This is a genomic window from Lysobacter firmicutimachus (assembly GCF_037027445.1).
Taxonomy (GTDB): Bacteria; Pseudomonadota; Gammaproteobacteria; order Xanthomonadales; family Xanthomonadaceae; genus Lysobacter; species Lysobacter firmicutimachus.
The window spans coordinates 330,763-349,507 of sequence record NZ_JBANDL010000002.1 but is presented as its reverse complement, the minus strand read 5'-3'; the positions used below and the strand labels follow the sequence as shown (position 1 = coordinate 349,507).

At 71.0% G+C, this 18,745-nt stretch carries 11 protein-coding genes; 9 read left to right on the top strand and 2 right to left on the bottom strand.

The window, feature by feature from the left end; all coding sequences use genetic code 11:
• The first annotated feature begins 93 nt into the window (after window positions 1-93).
• Genes V2J18_RS01615 through V2J18_RS01585 form a run of 7 tightly spaced genes read left to right on the top strand, consistent with a single transcriptional unit; the run spans window position 94 to window position 15,084 of the window.
• Window positions 94-3,432 (top strand): non-ribosomal peptide synthetase, encoded by a 3,339-nt coding sequence (locus tag V2J18_RS01615; protein WP_336130707.1) that lies wholly within the window; start codon window positions 94-96, stop codon window positions 3,430-3,432.
• On the top strand, window positions 3,429-6,764 hold the full coding sequence (locus V2J18_RS01610; RefSeq protein WP_336130706.1) for an amino acid adenylation domain-containing protein: 3,336 nt from the start codon (window positions 3,429-3,431) through the stop codon (window positions 6,762-6,764). The genes V2J18_RS01615 and V2J18_RS01610 overlap by 4 nt, the downstream gene beginning before the upstream one ends.
• Before the next feature lie 28 nt (window positions 6,765-6,792).
• The gene (locus V2J18_RS01605; protein ID WP_336130705.1) at window positions 6,793-11,298 is read left to right on the top strand and encodes a non-ribosomal peptide synthetase; all 4,506 of its coding nucleotides are present in this window, start codon (window positions 6,793-6,795) and stop codon (window positions 11,296-11,298) included.
• Entirely contained in the window at window positions 11,295-12,638 is a 1,344-nt protein-coding gene (locus tag V2J18_RS01600; protein WP_336130704.1) for an MFS transporter, read from the top strand. Before V2J18_RS01605 ends, V2J18_RS01600 begins: the two co-directional genes overlap by 4 nt.
• A 51-nt stretch (window positions 12,639-12,689) precedes the next feature.
• Window positions 12,690-12,893: an MbtH family protein gene (locus tag V2J18_RS01595; protein ID WP_064746522.1), complete on the top strand. Its 204-nt coding sequence runs from the start codon at window positions 12,690-12,692 to the stop codon at window positions 12,891-12,893.
• A 33-nt stretch (window positions 12,894-12,926) separates the two neighbouring features.
• Window positions 12,927-13,715 (top strand): DUF6875 domain-containing protein, encoded by a 789-nt coding sequence (locus V2J18_RS01590; RefSeq protein ID WP_336130702.1) that lies wholly within the window; start codon window positions 12,927-12,929, stop codon window positions 13,713-13,715.
• A 25-nt stretch (window positions 13,716-13,740) separates the two neighbouring features.
• A complete protein-coding gene (locus tag V2J18_RS01585; RefSeq protein WP_064746574.1) occupies window positions 13,741-15,084 on the top strand; it encodes an FAD-dependent oxidoreductase in 1,344 nt (447 codons plus the stop codon).
• A 4-nt stretch (window positions 15,085-15,088) separates the two neighbouring features.
• Here the strand turns inward: V2J18_RS01585 and pdxR are convergent, their stop codons facing one another.
• Window positions 15,089-16,540, bottom strand: a complete 1,452-nt coding sequence (gene pdxR, locus V2J18_RS01580; protein ID WP_336130701.1) for a MocR-like pyridoxine biosynthesis transcription factor PdxR — start codon at window positions 16,538-16,540, stop codon at window positions 15,089-15,091.
• 87 nt (window positions 16,541-16,627) lie between these two features.
• Here pdxR and V2J18_RS01575 point away from each other — a divergent pair, with 87 nt between their 5' ends.
• Together V2J18_RS01575 and V2J18_RS01570 are read left to right on the top strand one after the other, a co-directional pair.
• Complete coding sequence (locus V2J18_RS01575) at window positions 16,628-17,326, top strand: glutathione binding-like protein (protein WP_336130700.1); 699 nt, start codon at window positions 16,628-16,630, stop codon at window positions 17,324-17,326.
• A gap of 18 nt (window positions 17,327-17,344) precedes the next feature.
• Window positions 17,345-17,818 (top strand): cupin domain-containing protein, encoded by a 474-nt coding sequence (locus V2J18_RS01570; protein ID WP_336130698.1) that lies wholly within the window; start codon window positions 17,345-17,347, stop codon window positions 17,816-17,818.
• 21 nt (window positions 17,819-17,839) lie between these two features.
• On the opposite strand, the gene V2J18_RS01565 is transcribed toward V2J18_RS01570, so the two are convergent.
• Window positions 17,840-18,697, bottom strand: coding sequence for a helix-turn-helix domain-containing protein (locus V2J18_RS01565; protein ID WP_336130697.1), 858 nt, complete (start codon window positions 18,695-18,697; stop codon window positions 17,840-17,842).
• Window positions 18,698-18,745: the final 48 nt, after the last annotated feature.

Genomic DNA, 18,745 nt, shown 5'->3' with positions numbered 1-18,745 from the left:
CGCAACTGCATCTCAAGGTTTGCGAGCGCTGGATGCCATAAGGGAGCCGACGGGACTGGTCGGCCGAATGGAGTCGTCACAAGGAAGGGGTTGATGAACGAGATCGATGACCGCATCGCGGGGCTGTCCCCGGCGAAGCGAGAGCTATTGCGCCAGATCGCCGCGCGCCAGCGCGCTGGCCAGAACAGGATCACCGCACGCAGCAGACCCGAGCGCATACCGCTCAGCTTCGGCCAGCGTCGGCTGTGGTGGCTGGACCAATTCAGTCCCGGCTTGACCGCCTACAACCTGCCGGTTGCGTTGTGGCTGCACGGCGAACTCGATGCGCAGGCCTTGCGCGCATCGTTGCAAGCCTTGCTCGATCGCCATGAAGTGCTGCGCACGGTGTATCGCACTCACGACGGCGATCCGTACCAGCGCATCCTCGAGCGTATCGCGCTGCCGTGGCGCGACAGTTCGGTCGCGCACGTCGATGAACAAGACCGACAGGCAGCGGCGTTGCGGATCGCGCGCGAGGAGCTCGGCCAATCCTTCGACCTCGCCGGCGACGCGATGCTGCGTGCGCACCTGGTCGAACTCGCGCCGCAATCGCATCTGCTGGTGCTGACCTTTCACCACATCGCCATCGACGGCTGGTCGATCGGCCGACTGCTGGACGAACTGCAACTGCTGTACAACGCGCGCCGCGAAGGCCGCGATGCCGCGCTGGAGCCGCTGGAGCTGCAGCTGGCCGACGTCGCCCTGTGGCAGAACGAAACCTTCGGCGGCGACGGACTGCAAGGCCAGCTCGACTACTGGCAACAGCGCCTGACCGGCGCGGCCACGTCGCTGGACCTGCCCGCCGATCGCCCGCGCCCGGCCGCGCAGAGCTTCCGCGGCGCGCTGCACCGGCGACACATTCCCGACGCGATCAACCAGCGCGTCGAGCGTTTCGCCCGCGAGCGCAAGGCCACCGTGTCGATGGTCTACATGGCCGCGTACCAGGCGCTGCTGTCGCGCTACACCGGCCAGGACGACATCACCGTGGCGATGGGCGTGGCCGGCCGGCAGCGGGTCGAGCTCGAACCGGTGGTCGGTTTCTTCGTCAACACCCTCGCGCTGCGCACGCGGCTGGACGGCGAGCCCAGCTTCGCCGAACTGGTCGACCGCGTCGGCGACGGCATGCTCGGCGCGATGGACAACGCCGACGCGCCGTTGGACCGCGTGCTGGAACTGCTGCGCCTGCCGCGATCGAGCAGCCACACGCCGTTCGCCCAAGCGATGTACTTCTTCCAGAACTATCCCGAGCACCCGATCGAACTCAGCGGCCTGCGCACCGATCCGGTGCACACCGTCGAGCTGATGCCGGGCACCGCGCAGGGCGACCTGAGCCTGTTCGTGACCCAGGACGCGCGCCGCGAACTGGTGTTCGAATACAGCACCGACCTGTTCGACGCGCCGCGCATCGAGCGACTGACCGATCACTTGCTGAATCTGCTCGATCACGCGCTGGAGGCGCCGCAAACGCCGGTGCACGCGCTGCGCCTGATCGGCGCCGAGGAACGCGAGGAACTGGCGCGCTGGAACGACACCGGGCGCGAACTGCCGGCCGATCCGACGCTGGCCGCGCTGGTGCAAGCACAGGTGGAGCGTTCGCCGGATGCGGTCGCGCTGCGCTTCGGCGCGCGCGAACTGAGCTACCGCGAACTCGACCGACGCGCCAACGCGCTCGCCCACGAACTGCGCGCGGCCGGTGTCGTCGCCGGTTCGCTGGTCGGGCTGTACGTCGACCGCACGCCGGAAATGCTCATCGGCCTGCTCGGCATTCTCAAGGCCGGCGGCGCCTACGTGCCGCTGGACCCGACCTATCCGGCCGATCGCCTGAGCTACATGCTCGAAACCTCGGCCGCGCGGGTGCTGGTGACCCAGCGCGAGCTCGCCGCGACGCCGCCGGGCGGAGTAGAGACCGTGGTGCTGGCCGATGCGGATGCGGCGCTCGACGAACGCGCCGAGCGCGCGCCGGCCGACGGCGCGTCGCCGCAGGACCTGGCCTATGTGATCTTCACTTCCGGTTCGACCGGCAAGCCCAAGGGCGTGGAGATCCGCAATCGGTCCGCGGTCAACCTGCTGCGCTCGGTCGCCCGCGAACCGGGCCTGGCCGCCGGCCAGACGCTGTGCGCGATCAGCACGCTGTCGTTCGACATCGCTCTGTTCGAGCTGGTGCTGCCGCTGACTGTCGGCGCGACCATCGTGCTGGTCGACCGCGACACCGCGCGCGACGGCCTCGGCCTGCGCCGCCTGATCGAAGCCGCGCAGTTGGACGTGATGCAGGCGACGCCGGCGACCTGGCGCATGCTGCTGGAAGTGGGTTGGCGCGGCAACGCCGAGCTGAAGATCATCTCCACCGGCGAAGCGCTGCCGCGCGAGCTGGCCGATCGTCTGCTGCCGTGCTGCGGCGAGCTGTGGAATCTTTACGGGCCGACCGAAACCACGGTGTACTCGGCGCTGTGCCGGGTGTTCCCGGGCGAGGGGCCGATCCTGGTCGGCAGGCCGGTCGACAACACCCAGATCCACATCGTCGACGCGCGCATGAACCTGCAACCGGTCGGCGTGCCGGGCGAACTGCTGATCGGCGGCGACGGTCTCGCCGCAGGCTATCGCGGCCGGCCCGACCTGACCGAAGAGAAGTTCATCGCCGATCCGTTCTCGTCGGCCCCCGGCGCGCGCCTGTACCGTACCGGCGACCTGGCGCTGTGGCGGCGCGACGGCACGATCGAGGTGATCGGCCGCATCGATCATCAGATCAAGCTGCGCGGCTTCCGCATCGAACTGGGCGAAATCGAGTCGGTGCTGGCCCAGCGCGCCGATGTCAGCCAGGCCGTAGTCCACTGTCGCGAAGACCGTCCCGGCGACAAGCGCCTGGTCGCCTATGTCACCGCCGACGGCACCGCGCCGACGCCCGACGCACTGCGCGATCACCTCAAGGCCGCCCTGCCCGACTACATGGTGCCGAGCGCGTTCGTGATCCTGGAGCAGTTCCCGCTGACGCCGAACGGCAAGGTCGACCGGCGCGCGCTGCCGATGCCGGAAGACGTCGCCAGCAACGACGACGACGCCGGCGGCGAGCCGCGCACGCCCGAGGAGCAGACCCTGGTCGAGTTGTGGCAGCAGTTGCTCAACGTGCGCCGGGTGCGGGTCCGCGACAACTTCTTCGACCTCGGCGGACATTCGCTGTTGGCTACTCGGCTGCTGGCGCGCATCGACCAGAGCTTCGGCGTCGAGTTGCCGTTGCGCACGCTGTTCGAGGCGCCGACACTGGAGCAGTTGGCGGCGCGCGTGGCCGTGGCGCGCGACGATTTCGCCGACGAGGACCTCGATGCCCTGCTCGCCAGTCTGGAAGGGCTCAGCGACGAGGAAGCCGCTGCGCAACTGGATGGCGGAGCGCGGTCGTGAACGAGCTCGACCCTCGCCTGGCGGCCCTGTCGCCGGAAAAGCGCGCGCTGCTGCTGCAGCTCGGCCGGCGCCAGGCCGCCGCGCGCAACGCGCTGGTTCGCCGCGAGCGGCCGGCGCGGCTGCCGCTGTCGTTCGCCCAGCAGCGGCTGTGGATCCTCGATCAGTTCGAACCCGGTTCGCCGGTGTACAACGTGCCGATGAGCCTGTGGGTCGAGGGCCGCCTCGACCAGGCGGCGCTGCAGCGCGCGCTCGACGAGATCGTGCGCCGCCACGAAAGCCTGCGCACGGTGATCCAGGCCGACAGCGAGGGTCCTTGCCAGCAGGTGCTGGATCCTGCGCCGGTACCGCTGGCGCAGGAGGATCTGCGCGGGCTGCCGGCATCGGCGCGCGAGGCGGCCGCGTTCGAACGCGGCCGCGCCGAGGCCGCGCGGCCCTTCGATCTGGCGCGGGGCCCGATGTTCCGGGCGACGCTGATCCAGGTCGAAGATCAGCGCCGCCTGCTGGTGCTCAACGCCCACCACATCGTCGTCGACGGCTGGTCGCTGGGCATCCTGCTCGACGAGTTGCAGCAGCTGTACGCGGCTTATGCGCAGAACGCGGCCTCGCCGTTGCCCGAGCCGGCCTTGCAGTACGCCGACTACGCGCTGTGGCAGCGCGAGGAGTCCGAGCGCGGCAAGCTGCAGCCGCAACTCGACTATTGGACCCAGCGCCTGGCCGGCCGCCTGCCGGTGTTGGAGCTGCCCGGCGACCGTCCGCGGCCGGCGCGCCAGGACTACGCCGGCGCGGCCTTGCGCGAAACGGTGCCGGCCGGGCTTTACGAGCAGGTCAAGCAGCTTGCCCGCGAGCACGGCGCGACGCCGTTCATGGTCGTACTGGCCGCGTTCCAGACCCTGCTGATGCGCTACAGCGGCCAAACCGACCAGATCTGCGGCGTCGGCCTGGCCAACCGCGGCCGGCCGGAGCTGGAGCCGATGATCGGCTTCTTCATCAACACCCTGGCGATGCGCCACGACCTGTCCGGCGATCCCAGCTTCGCCGAGCTGCTCGCGCGGGTGAAGGACGGCACGATCGGCGCGTTCTCGCATCAGGACCTGCCGATCGAGCGCCTGATCGAGAGCCTCGACCTCGACCGCGCGCTCAGCCATACACCGCTGTTCCAGGTCATGCTGTTCTTCCAGAACTTCCCCGCCGGGGCCGCGCCGACCGCGGAGCTGGAACTGCGCTCGGTCAGCTTCGACGCAGTCAATCAGGGCACCGCGCGCACCGATCTGTCGCTGTTCGCGAGCGAGGACGCCGGCGAGCTGCGCTTGTTCTTCGAATACGCCAGCGCGCTGTTCGATCACGCCACCATCGCCGCGTTCGCGCGGCATTTCGTGCAGCTATTGCGTTCGGCGGTGGCCGAACCGCAGCGCCGGATCGGCGAGCTGGAGATTCTCGACGCCGACGAACGCGAGCGGCTGCTGTACGCCAACAACGACACCGCGCTGGACTTGCCGCAGCAGGCGCTGCACACCGCGTTCGAAGCCCAGGCCGCGCAGCGGCCGCAGGCGATCGCGGTCGAGCAGGGCGACATCCGCTTGAGCTATGCCCAGCTCGACGCCCAGGCCGATGCGGTCGCGCGCGCCCTGGCCGCGCGCGGCATCGGCCGCGGCGACCTGGTCGGGCTGCTGGTCGAACGCACCCCGCGCATGCTCGCGGCGCTGCTCGGCACGCTCAAAGCCGGCGCCGCCTACGTGCCGATGGACCCCGCCTACCCGGCGGAGCGGCTGGGCTTCATGCTCGAAGACGCGGCGATGCGGACGGTGCTGGGCGAACGCGAGCTGCTCGCCCGGCTGCCGTCCGCGCAGGCGACGCTGGCGCTGGAAGACGCGCTCGCCGCACCCGGCGAAGGCCGCCCGGCGGGCGCGCCGCAGGCCGACGACCTGGCTTACGTCATTTTCACCTCCGGCTCGACCGGGCGGCCCAAGGGCGTGCAGATTCCGCACCGTGCCGCGCTCAATTTCCTCGCCTCGGTCGCGCGCGAACCCGGCCTGGACCGCGGTGACGCGCTGTGCGCGGTGACCACCTTGTCGTTCGACATCGCCGTGCTCGAACTGCTGCTGCCGCTCAGTGTCGGCGCGCGCATCGTGCTCGCCGACCGCGAAACCGCCACCGACGGCCTGGCCCTGGCGCGACTTCTGGAAAGCTCGCGCAGCACAGTGATGCAGGCCACGCCGGCGACCTGGCGCATGCTGCTCGACGCCGGTTGGCGCGCGCCCGCCGGCCTGCGCCTGCTGTGCGGGGGCGAGGCGCTGCCGCGCGAACTCGCCGACCGCCTGCTCGCCGACGGCGCGCAGTTGTGGAATCTGTACGGCCCCACCGAAACCACGGTGTGGTCGGCACTGGAACGCGTGCGCTCCGACGGCGCGATCTGCGTCGGCCGGCCGATGGCCAACACCCAGATCTACGTCGTCGACCGCGCCCTGCGGCCGGTGCCGGCCGGCGTGCCCGGCGAGCTGTTGATCGGCGGCCTCGGCGTGGCCCGCGGCTATCTGGGCCGACCGCAGCTGACCGCGGAAAAGTTCGTACCCGATCCGTTCGGCGCGCCCCCCGGCGCACGCCTGTACCGCACCGGCGACCTCGCCCGCTGGCGCCGCGACGGTCGCCTGGAAGTGCTTGGCCGTATCGATCACCAGATCAAGCTGCGCGGCTTCCGGATCGAACTGGGCGAAATCGAAGCGGTGCTGGCCGAACATCCCTCGGTGCACCAGGCCGTGGCGATCTGCCGCGAGGACCGCCCCGGCGACCAACGGCTGGTCGCCTATGCGGTCGCCCGGGCCGGCCAGCGCATCGACGTCGAAGCCTTGCGCGCGCTGGCCAAGCGCCGCCTGCCCGACTACATGCTGCCTTCCGCCTGGGTCGCGCTGGAGGCGATGCCTCTGACCCCGAACGGCAAGGTCGACCGTCGCGCGCTGCCGGCACCCGACGCCGCGGCCGAAGCCGCCGCGGGCGAGCGCTATGTCGCGCCGCGCAACGCCGAAGAAGAAACGCTGGCGGCGCTGTGGGCGGAGACCCTGGGACGCGAACGCGTCGGCATCGAAGACGATTTCTTCGCGCTCGGCGGCCATTCCCTGCTCGCCACCCGCTTGCTCAGCCGGATCAACCAAAGTTTCGCCGTCCAGGCGACGCTGCGCGCGCTGTTCGAGGCGCCGACGGTCGCCGGCTTTTCCGCATGGCTGAGCGAACATCGCATGAGCGGCCTCGACGCCGAGGACCTGGCCGGCATGCTCGATCGACTCGAAGGCCTGTCGGACGACGAAATCCAGGCCCTGCTCGCCGGCGCCGGCGCCTGATCCTCGGCATTCAAGGACGAATACCCGCATGACCGCAGTCACTCCTCCCGCCGACGCTCTGGCCGAACGCCTGTCGCGGCTGAGCCCGCAGCAGCGCGAGCTGCTGCAGCGCCAGCTCGCCGCGCGCAACGGCGCCGCGGCGCCGCGCGACGAAGCCATCCCGCGCCGCAGCGTCGCCGGCCAAGCGCTGCCGTTGTCGGCCGCTCAGCAACGGATGTGGTTCTTCGAGCGCTTCCAGCCCGGCACCGGCGCCTATCACGTCTATGGACACTACCGCCTGCGCGGCGCGCTCGACGCCATGGCATTGCAGCGCGCGTTCGCGACCGTCGTGCGCCGCCACGACGCCTTGCGCACCGGTTTCGACGAAGTGGCCGGCGAGCCGCGCCAGACCGTGGTCGCGCACGTCGATTTCGCGCTCGATCGCCACGACCTGACTGCGCTGCCGGAAGCGCAGCGCGAGGCCGAGATCCAGCGCCGTGTCGGCGCCGAAAGCGAGCGGCCGTTCGATCTCGCTCGGCCGCCGCTGCTGCGCGCCGGGCTGCTGCGCCTGGCCGACGACGACCATGTGCTGATGGTGGTGATGCACCACATCGTGTCCGACGCCTGGTCGTTCGGCGTGCTGCACGCCGAGTTGGCCGCGGCGTACGCCGCCGAACTCGACGGCGGCGACGCCGGTTTGGCCGAGTTGCCCCTGCAATTCGGCGATCACGTGCTGTGGCAGCGCGAGCCGGCGCAGATGCAGCGCATCGACGCTCAACTCGATTATTGGCGCGGCGCCCTGGACGGCGTCGGCGGCCTGCTCGATCTGCCCAGCGACCGGCCGCGTTCGGCCACGCCGCTGGGCCGTGGCGCGCGTCTGCCGCTGCACCTGCCGCCCGAACTCGGCGCGGCGGTCGAAGCCTTCGCGCGTCGCCACGGTGCGACGCCGTTCATGCTGCTGTTGGCGGTGTTCCAGGCCCTGCTCGGCCGCCACAGCGGGCAGGACGAAGTCGTGGTCGGCTCGCCGGTCGCCAATCGCGAGCGCAGCGAAACCGGGCCGCTGATCGGCTTGTTCGTCAACACCCTGGCGCTGCGCGGCGACCTGCGCGGCGAGCCCTCGTTGCTGACGTTGCTGGCGCGTACGCGCGGCCAGGTGCTGGATGCGCTGGAGCACGCGCAGGCGCCGCTGGAACGGGTGGTCGACGAGCTGCGCATCGAGCGCGTGCCGGGGCGGACGCCGTTGTTCCAGACCATGTTCGTGCTGCAGAACGGCAACGGCGCGCCGTTGCGCCTGGCCGGCCTGGACGCGTACTGGATCGAGTCGCAGGTGCAAAGCGCGCGCTTCGAACTGACCCTGTCGCTGGGCGACGCCGGCGACGGGTTGCGCGGCGTGCTCGACTACGACACCGACTTGTTCGATGCCGAGACCGCGCAACGCCTGCTGCGCCAGTACGAAGTCCTGCTGCGCAACGCCCTGGCCGAACCGGAACGGCCGTTGGCCCGACTGAGCCTGCTCGACGACGAACAGCGCGAGGAACTGCTGCGGCTGGGCGACGGCGGCGCGGTCGAAGACGCCGAAGATGCCCACCTCTATACGCTCATCGCCGCCCAGGCGGCACGCACGCCCGCCGCCGCGGCCTTGGTCGAACCCGGCCGCGAACTGCGCTATGCCGAACTGATCGCGCGCGCCAACGGCCTCGGGCTGCGCCTGCAAGCGTTGGGCATCGGCCCGGAAGCGCGGGTCGCGGTGCTGGCCGACCGCTCGGCCGACGCCATCGTCGGCGTGCTCGCCGCGCTGGCGGCCGGCGCGGCCTACGTGCCGCTGGACCCCGGCCATCCCGACGAGCGACTGCGCTTCCTGCTCGCCGACGCGGGCGCGCAGGCGCTGATCGTGCCGCCGACGCAGCGCGCCCGCGCCCAGGCGCTGGCGCCGACGCTGCCGGTGCTGCACAGCGACGAAGCCGAGCCGAACGCGCAACCGCCGGCGGCGACGCGCCGGGCCGATCATGCGGCTTACGTGGTTTATACCTCCGGTTCGACCGGCCAGCCCAAGGGCGTGGTGATCGAGCACCGCGGCGCGGTGAACCTGACCCGCGGTTTCATCGCCCGCCACGATTTCGCCGGTCAGCGTTTGTTGATGATTCCGCCGCTGGTGTTCGACGCCTCGGTCGGCGATCTGTTTCCGGCCCTGGCCAGCGGCTCGGCCCTGGTCCTGCATCCGACCCCGACCGAGCTGGGGCCGTTCGAACTGGAGCGCTTCTGCGACGAACACGGGGTCAGCGCGATCGACGCGCCGGCGGCGCTGTGGCGGCGCTGGAGCGAAGGCTGGGCCGCGGCGGAGCGCGAACGCCCGCTGCTGCCGCAGCTGCGGTTGATGATGATCGGCGGCGAAAGCGTGCCGGTCGAACAGGTGCGCCGCTTCGCCGCGACCACCGAAGGCCGCGCGGTGCTGTGCAATCATTACGGCCCGACCGAGGCCTCGGTCTGCGCGACGGTGCTGGCGACCCGCGACGCCAGCGAGCTGAGCGCACTGGAACTGCCGATCGGCCGGCCCTTGCCCGGCGTGCGCTGCTACGTGCTCGACCGCCACGGCGCGCTGGCGCCGCGCGGCGCGGTCGGCGAGCTGTGCATCGGCGGCCTCGGCGTGGCGCGCGAGTATCTCGGCCAGCCCGAACTCAGCGCGCAGGCCTTCCCGCCCGATCCTTATGCCTCCTCCGCCGATGCGCGCCTGTATCGCACCGGCGATCTGGCGCGCTGGGATCGCGACGGCCATCTGCAGTTCCTCGGCCGCCGCGATCACCAGATCAAGCTGCGCGGGTTCCGGATCGAGCTGGGCGAGATCGAATCCGCGCTGGAAGCGCACGAATCGGTCGAAAGCGCGGTGGTGTTGCTGCGCGAAGACCGCCCCGGCGACCGTCGTCTGATCGCCTATGTGGTCGGCGGCGACGGCCTGGACCCGGGCCGCCTGCGCGAACATCTGGCCCAGCGCCTGCCCGAGGCGCTGCTGCCGGCCCAGTATCTGCGCCTGCCGGCGATGCCGCTGACCGTCAACGGCAAGATCGACCGCAAGGCGCTGCCGGCGCCGAGCGCGCAGGCCGCGCTCGAACGCAGCCTGCGCGCGCCGGCCAGCGATACCGAACGCGCGGTGCTGGCGGTATGGCGCGACGTGTTGGGCCGCGACGAGCTCAGCACCGACGACGACTTCTTCGCCTGCGGCGGCGATTCGCTGCTGACCTTGCCGCTGGTGTTCAAGTTGCACGCCGCGCTCGGGGTCGAACTGCCGCTGGCGGCGGTGTTCGCCGCGCCGACCATCGCCGGCCAGGCGCGCAAGATCGACGAACTGCGCGCAGGCGGCGGCGAGGACGCCTTCGATCTGGCGGCCGAAGTGTCGCTGGACGACGACATCGATCCGCGTCTGACGCCGCTGCCGGCGGCGCCGCGCGGCGCGCCGGCCTCGGTGCTGATCACCGGCGCCACCGGTTTCCTCGGCGCTTATCTGGCGCGCGAACTGCTCGACGCCACCGACGCCGAGCTGCTGTGCCTGGTGCGCGCGGCGAACGCAGAGGACGGCCTGCGCCGGATCCGCGCCAATCTCGACAGCTACGGCCTGTGGCGCGAGGCCGACGGCGCGCGGCTGGTGCCGGTGCTGGGCGATCTGGCCGCGCCGCGACTGGGCCTGGACGAAGCCGGATTCGATGCGATCGCCCGGCGCGCCGAGGCGATCTTCCACAACGGCGGCCAGGTCAACTTCCTCGCTCCCTACGAACACCTGCGCGCGGCCAATGTCGAAGGCACCCGCGAAGTGCTGCGCCTGGCCACCCGCCACCGCGTCAAGCCGGTGCATTTGGTATCGACGCTGGGCGTGTGCCTGATCGGCTCCAACCTCGAGCGCACCGTGCGCGAGTCCGATCCGCCGCCGCCGGCCGACGAGCAATACGGCGGCTACAACCAGAGCAAATGGGTCGGCGAACAGCTGGCGTTGCGTGCGCGCGAACGCGGACTGCCGGTGGCGATCTACCGCCCGGCGCGGATCACCGGCGACAGCCGCAGCGGGGTCAGCAATCTCGGCGACTACTTCAACGCCTGGCTCAAGGGCTGCGTGCAGCTCGGCGCCGCGCCGCATCTTCCCGACGAGGCCTTCGACATGGCGCCGGTCGACTACGTCGGCCGCTCGATCGTGCGCATCGCCCTGGGCGCCGGCGACGCCAACGGCAACTTCCACTTCTACAACCGCGCGCGCCTGCCGATTCCGCTGGCGGTGGCGCGGCTGCGCGCGGCCGGCCACGCGCTGGACGAGATCGACTACCCGCGCTGGCGCGAGCGCCTGCTGGCCGAGGCCGCGGTGTCGCGCGACAACGCCCTGGCCGCGTTCGCCGGATTGTTTCCGGCGCAGCCCGACCCGCGCGAGCCGACCTTCGATTGCAGCGCCACCGCCGCCGCGGTCGCGCCGCTGGGGCTGGTGTGTCCGCCGGCCGACGCAGCGCTGTTCGACCGTTACCTGGGCTTCCTGCAGCAACGCGGCTTCCTGGTCCAGGCCGCGGAGGCGACCGCATGAGCCGCTGGTCCGGCCTGCGCGATTTCCTGCTGATCTGGTCCGGCCAGCTGATCTCCGGGGTCGGCTCGCGCCTGACCAGCTTCGCCCTGGGCGTGTGGGTGCTGCAGACCACCGGCTCGACCACCCGCTTCGCCCTGATCTTCGTCGCCATGGCGGTGCCGGCCTTGCTGATCGCGCCGTTCGCCGGCGCCCTGGTCGACCGCTGGAACCGGCGTCGCACCATGATCGGGTGCGAAGCCATCGCCGCGGCGACGATGCTGGCGATGGCCGCATTGCTCGCCAGCGGCCGGCTGGCGATGGCGCACATCTACCTCGGCGTGGCGGTCACCGCGCTGACCAACGCCTTCCTGCAACCGGCCTATCAGGCCAGCATTCCGTTGCTGGCCAATCAGGAACAGCTGACCCGGGTCAACGGCATGGTCCAGACCGGCTTCGCGGTGGCCCAGGTCGGCGGGCCCCTGCTCGCCGGCGTTCTGGTCAGCTCGATCTCGATGCCGGGGGTGCTGCTGGTCGATGCGCTGACCTTCTGCGCCGGCGTGGTCGCGCTGTGGCTGGCGCGGGTGCCGCAGCCGCAACGCAGCCCGGACGCGCAAGAGCAAAGCCTGTGGCGCGAAGCGGCGACCGGGTTCCGCTACGTGCGCGAACGCCGCGGCCTGCTCGGCCTGCTGATCGTGCTGGGCATCAGCAACTTCATGTTCGGCCTGGCCAGCATCGCGATCACGCCGCTGATCCTGTCGGTGGCCGATCCCGGCCTGCTCGGCGTGCAGATGGCGATCGGCGGGGCGGGCCTGCTGATCGGCGGCCTCGCGGTCAGCACCTGGGGCGGGCCGCAACGTCGCATCGTCGGCGTGCTCGGCTTCTCCTTGCTGGCCGGATTGTTCCTGGCCGTGCACGGCCTGTGGCCCTCGTTCGCGCTGCTGGTGGCCGCCGGTTTCGCGTTCTTCCTGACCGTGCCGGTGATCGGCGCCAGCAACGCCGCGCTGTGGCAGAGCAAGGTGCCGGCCGACCTGCAGGGACGCTGCTTCGCGATCCAGCGTGTCCTTTCCGAGGCCGCCATGCCGTTGGCTTACTGCCTGGCCGGACCGCTCGCGGAGCAGGTATTCGAACCGTGGCTGAGCGCCGATGGCCTGTTGGCCGGTTCGGTCGGCGTTGTCATCGGAACCGGTCCCGGCCGCGGCCTGGGCTTGATGTTCGTGGTGTTGGGCGTGGCGATGATGCTGACCGCGGCGCTGGCCTGGTCGGTACGCGCGATCCGTCAGGTCGAGGACGACCTGCCGGACGCGCCGGTCGCAGCGGCGCAGACGCGCAAGGCGGATAACACGATGGAGTGCGCGGCCTGAGGCGCGACCGTGCGCGCAGCGGGCCGGGATGGAAACGACAAGGAGCGGTTTATGCAGGACGAAACGAACGACACGGTGGCGTACCGCGTGGTGGTGAACCACGAATGGCAGTACTCGCTGCTGCGCGAAGGCGATGCGTTGCCGTCGGGCTGGCGCGATGCCGGCGCCGCCGGCAGCAAGCGGCAATGCCTCGCCCTGATCGGCGAGCGATGGAACGACATGCGTCCGCGCAGCCTGCGCGACGACGCGAACTGAGTTCAGTATCAGTATCCGCAGGGACGAACGGCAATGATTCCAGATAACGACGCGGTGCCGATGATCGAATCGGACCGATTGATGATGCAGGGACGCGCCTGCGTCGAACGCCCGCTGGCGACGGTACGCGGCGGGCTCGTGCAGGCTTCGGTGGTGGAGCGCGAACAGGCCGCGGACGCGCCGCTCGCGGTCACCGTGGCCTGGATCCGCAACTTCCTCGCCCGGCCGCACGCCGATGTCGGCCGGGCCGGGCCGGTATGCCCGTTCACGCCGGCGGCGCTGGCGCTGGACACGATCTGGCTGGCCGAGGTGACCGACCGCGACGTCAGCGTCGAGCGCATCGTCGACCTGATCGGCGAGTACCGCGATCTGTTCGGCGAGATCGAACCGCGCAACGGCCAGGCCGCGATCAACAAGACCGTGCTGGTGGTGTTCCCGCATCTGGGCCAGGATGCGGCCGGCTTCATCGACGACGTGCAGCGCGAACTCAAGCCGAGCTTCGTCGACCTGGGGCTGATGTTGGGCGAGTTCCACGCCGCCAACGAAAGCCCGGGGCTGCGCAATCCGGCCTTCCGTCCGCTGCGCAGCCCGGTGCCGATGCTGGCGATCCGGCACATGGTCGAAACCGACCTGCCGTTCCTGCGCCGCGACCTCGACACCGCGCAGATCCGCGCCCAATACCTGCGCTCTTACTTGCGCCGGCTGGGCGGCACGGTGCGGCGCAACTACTTCGACCAGGCGGTCGCCGCGCTGGTCGAGGCCGAGATCGAACTCAAGGCCGCGCGCGCCGAAGCGCCGCGCGCTGCGGCGGCTGGCGCCTGAGCGCGGGGCGGGCATGGACGATCCGATGACTCACTCCCAACCGGCCGCGCGCGACCGCGTGGCCATCGTCGGCGGCGGCCTGGCCGGTTCGCTGCTGGCGCTGGCGCTGGCGCAGCGCGGCGTCGGCGTCGACGTCTACGAGCGCCGGCCCGATCCGCGCGACGGCCGCGCCGAGGGCGGGCGCTCGATCAATCTCGGCCTGTCCAAGCGCGGCATCCAGGCGCTGACCGAGGTCGGCCTGATCGACGAGGTCATGCCGCTGACGGTGACCATGAGCGGGCGCGTCATCCACGCGCCCGACGGCAGCACGCGCTTTCAGCCCTACGGCAAGGACGGCGGCGAAGTGCTGCATTCGATCGACCGCAACGAGCTCAACCGGCTGCTGCTCGATCATGCCCAGCGCCATCCGCAGGTGCGCCTGCATTTCGAGCATCGCCTGAACCGGATCGACAAGGCGACGCGCGAATTGGAGTTCGAGCACGGCGGCGCGCGGGTGATCGCGCGTCCGGCCTGGGTGGTCGGCGCCGACGGCGCGTTCTCGCGCACGCGGCCGCAGATGCAGCGCGGCGAACGCGCCGACTATCACCAGGAATACCTGGAATGGGGCTACAAGGAGCTGAGCCTGTCGCCCAAGCCGGACGGCGGCTCGCGGATCGAACTGGAAGCGCTGCACGTGTGGCCGCGCGTGCACGGCTTCTTCGTCTCCCATCCCAATCGCGACGGCTCGCATACCTTGACCCTGTTCCTGCCCCATCAGGGCCCGGACAGCTTCGACAGCACGCGCACGCCGGAGCAGATCCGGGCGCTGTTCGACAAGTACTTCCCCGACCTGATCCCGCTGCTGCCGAACCTGGTCGAGGACTGGGCCAGTCACCCGACCGGTTCGCTGATCACCACCCGGACGGCGCCTTGGAGCGCGGACGATTGGATCGTGCTGGTCGGCGACGCCTGCCATGCGGTGTACCCGTTCTACGGCCAGGGCATGAATTCGGCGTTCGAGGACTGCTCGGCGCTGATGGCGGCGTTGCACGCGCATCCGCGCGACCGGCGCGCCGCCTTCATCGCCTACGAGGCCGCGCGCCGGCCGCACACCGACACCCTGGCCGAGCTGTCCAAGGCCAACTTCGTCGAGCTCAAGCAGAAGGTGCAGTCGTTCTGGTTCCTGGCCCGCAAGCGCATCGACGTGACCTTGAACCGGTTGCTGCCGCGCACGTGGCTGCCGCTGTACACGATGATCGCCCACACCACGATGCCCTACGGCGACGCGCTGGCGCGTTCGCGCCGGCAGGAGAAGATCGTGCTCGGCGCGGTGTCGGCGACGGCCCTGGCCGCGTTCGGCGCCGGCGCCTGGCTGCTGCGCGCGCTGTAGCGCGCTACAGCGAGTCCAGCGAAGCGCGGAACCGGCCCAGCGCGGCGGCGATCTCGTCGGCGTCGATGATGCCGTAACCGAAAGTGATCGCCGGCCGCGCCGGCGGGCTCAGCGCGTACTCGGCGATCGATTGCGCGCCGGGCAGATGGCGCTGGACCCGGGCGAAGATCGCCGGCGCCAGCGTCGGCTCGCGGATCCGCGCCGCCAGATGCAGGCCGGCCTCGGACGCAATCGGCTCCAGCCAGGGCGCCAGCTCGCCGTGCAGGCCGGCGAGCAGGGCTTCGCGGCGTTCGGCGTAGATCGGCCGCATGCGCCGCACGTGCCGGGCCAGATGGCCGTCGCGGATGAAGGCCGCCAGCACCGATTGGGTGATGGTGTCGCTGTGCGAATCGGCGCAATGCTTGACCGTGATCAGCGCGTCGCGGGCCCAGCCCGGAGCGACGATGAAGCCCTTGCGCAGCGACGGGAACAGGCTCTTGGAAAAGGTGCCGACGTAGAACACCTGGGCGTCGCGGTCCAGGGTCTGCAGCGCATCGAGCGGGCGCTGGCCGAAACGGAACTCGCCGTCGTAGTCGTCCTCGATCACCAGCGCGTTGCGGCTGCGGGCGAAATCGAGCAGGGCGCGGCGCCGGCGCATCGACAGGGCGACGCCGGTCGGCGACTGGTGCGAAGGGGTCACGCTGATCACGCCGACGTCGTCCGGCAGCGCGTCCACGCACAGGCCTTCGGCGTCGACCGGCATCGGCACCAGCTGCGCGCCGGCGGCGGCGAAGGCGGCGCGCACCGGCGGATAGCCCGGCTCCTCGACCGCGACGCGGGTCCGCCCCGGCGTCACCAGCAGGCGCGCGAGCAGGTCGAAAGCCTGCTGCGCGCCCGAGGTCACGATCACGTCGTCGGCGCCGCAAGCGACCGCGCGCGCGAACGCGACGTGCTGGGCGATGGCTTCGCGCAGCGCCGGGATGCCTTCCGAAGGCGGATAGGCGAAAGGCGTGCGCGACCACTGGCGCAAGCTCTGCGCCGACAACCGGCGCCAGATCTCGTGCGGAAAATGGCGATGGTCCGGAATGCCGAGGCGGAAGCAGCGCTCGGGCAGATCGCGCGGCGGTCCCGGACGCAGGAACGGGGTCTGCCAAAGCGGGTTCAGGCGTGCGTCGCCGGCCCCGACCGGACGCGGCGCGACCCGGCGCTCGCGGCGCGCGACGACGTCGGCGACCACCGCCGTGGCGCCCCTGCGCGGCAACACGTAGCCCTCGGCGATCAACAGGTCGTACACCGTCGTCACCGTATTGCGCGCCACCCCCAGCGCCTGCGCGACCTGGCGCGTGGCCGGCAGCGCCGCACCGGCGGCGTAGCGGCCGTCGAGGATCGCCGAACGCAGTTGGCGATGCAGCTCGTGCGTCAGCGTGCCGCGGCCGCGGTCCGGCACAACCACGGGAAACGGGAAAACTGGCTCCATGGAATCTCTCCAATCTGGCCCCTGCAGGGCGCCAGGGTACGCCTAAGCTGGCGCTACGAAACCGGCCCATCCGTCATGGAGTTCGCGATGATCGACCTGTACTACACCGCCACCCCGAACGGCCTGAAGCTGCGCCTGTTCTTCGAGGAGACCGGCCTGGCGCACCGCATCGTGCCGGTGCGGCTGTCGGCCGGCGATCAGTTCAAGCCCGAGTTCCTGGCGGTGTCGCCGAACAACAAGATCCCGGCGATCCTCGACCACGCCCCGAGCGACGGCGGCGCGCCGATTCCGGTATTCGAATCCGGCGCGATCCTGCTGTACCTCGCCGAGAAGACCGGCCGGCTGTATCCGTCCGACCCGCGCCAGCGCCTGGAGCTCAGCCAATGGCTGTTCTGGCAGATGGCCGGGTTGGGGCCGATGTCCGGCCAGGCCGGACACTTCCGCGTCCATGCCGACGAGCCCTTGCCGTACGCGATCGATCGCTACACCCGCGAAGTGCAGCGCCTGCACGGCGTGCTCGATCGCCGGCTGCAGGACCGCCGCTTCCTGGTCGGCGACGACTATTCGATCGCCGACATCGCCTGCTATCCGTGGATCGTGCCTTATGCCGGCCTCGGCCAGGATCTGGCCAACACGCCGAGCCTGCAGCGGTGGTTCGACGAGATCGCCGCGCGACCGGCCACCCGGCGCGCCTACGAGGGCGTCGAAGTGCCGTACTCGCAGGCCTTGTCGTCGCAGGCGCGCCAGGTCCTGTTCGGCAACGGCGCCGCCGAGCCGGCGCGCTGATCCGCGCCGATCGCGCCGATGCCCCACGACCCCGGCCCCCTGTCGCACTGTCGGCCCGCGCGCATCGCCGCCGGCGCAGCGCTGCCGTGGATTCCGTCGGGCTTGCCGGGCCTGTCGGTCCAGCCGCTGCGCTTCCTCGCCGACGGTCGCGGCTTCGTCGAGTTGCTGCGCATGCCGCCCGGCTCGGTGATGCCGCTGCATCGCCACAGCGGCGAAGCCCACACCTACCAGCTCAGCGGCTGGCGCCAGCTGTGCGGCGGCGAGATCGTCGGCCCGGGCGACTATGTCTACGAGCCGGCCGGGCACGTCGACTGGTGGAAGGTCGTCGGCGACGAGATCCTGACCGCGCTGGTGATGACGATGGGCGCGATCGAGTTCCTCGGCCCCGGCGGCAGCCTGCGCGGCCGCACCGACGCCGACGGCCGGCGCGAGGCGTACCGGCGCTACTGCGGCGAGCGGGGCCTGGACACGGTCGACCTCGAGGACGCCTGAGCGGGCCGGACGCGATCGCGCTCAGCCGATGGCTTCGGCGGCCAGGCGTCGGCACAGCGCTGCCGTGGCCTCGTCGACGGGGAAGCAGCACTCCACGTGCAGTTCGTCCAGGGTCACGTCGCGCGGCGTGCCGAAGGTGGTGATGGTGGAGAAGAAGCGAAGTTCGTGTCCGTCGCGATGCAGGATGGTGGTCAACAGCGGCGACGGCGCCGCGTCGAACTGGCGCCGCCGCCAGTGCGCGGGCACGTCGGGATACGCCAGCGCCTCGGCCAGCAGGGCGCGTGCGGCCGCATCGCCGGGCGCGGCGGCCACGGCGTTGTGCAGATGCCGGATCAGGGTGCCGGCCACCTCGTCCCAGTTCGCCACGGCCGGGCGCAGATCCTGCGGATCGAAGAACTGGCGGATCATGTTGGCGTGCTTCATCGGCCGGCCGCCGAGCACGAAGCCGTTGACCCGCGCCGCGGCCGCATTGGCCATCAGCACGTCCCAATGCCGATTCAATACGAAGGCCGGATAGGGCTCCTGCTGGGCCAGGATGAATTCGATCGCGCGGCGGATCTGCGCCAGCTCGGGCGTGGCCAGCGTGGACTCGGGGTACTTGGGCGCGAAACCGGCCGCAACCAGCAGGGCGTTGCGCTCGCGCAGCGGCAACTCCAACGCGTCGGCGAGCTTGATCACCAACTCACGGCTGGGCTGGGCCTTGCCGGTCTCCACGCAACTCAGATGCCGCGCCGACACGCCCGCGTCCAGGGCCAGATCGAGCTGGCTCCAACGCCGCGCGGCGCGCCATTCGCGCAACAGCACCCCGATCTCGGGCGCGCCGGGCGGCAAGGCGGACCGGGGCGGCGAAGGACGGGAGTCGGCGGACAGGGCGTGCATGGCCGGCATCATAGGCGCAGGCATGGCGGCGAAACCATGACCTGCGAG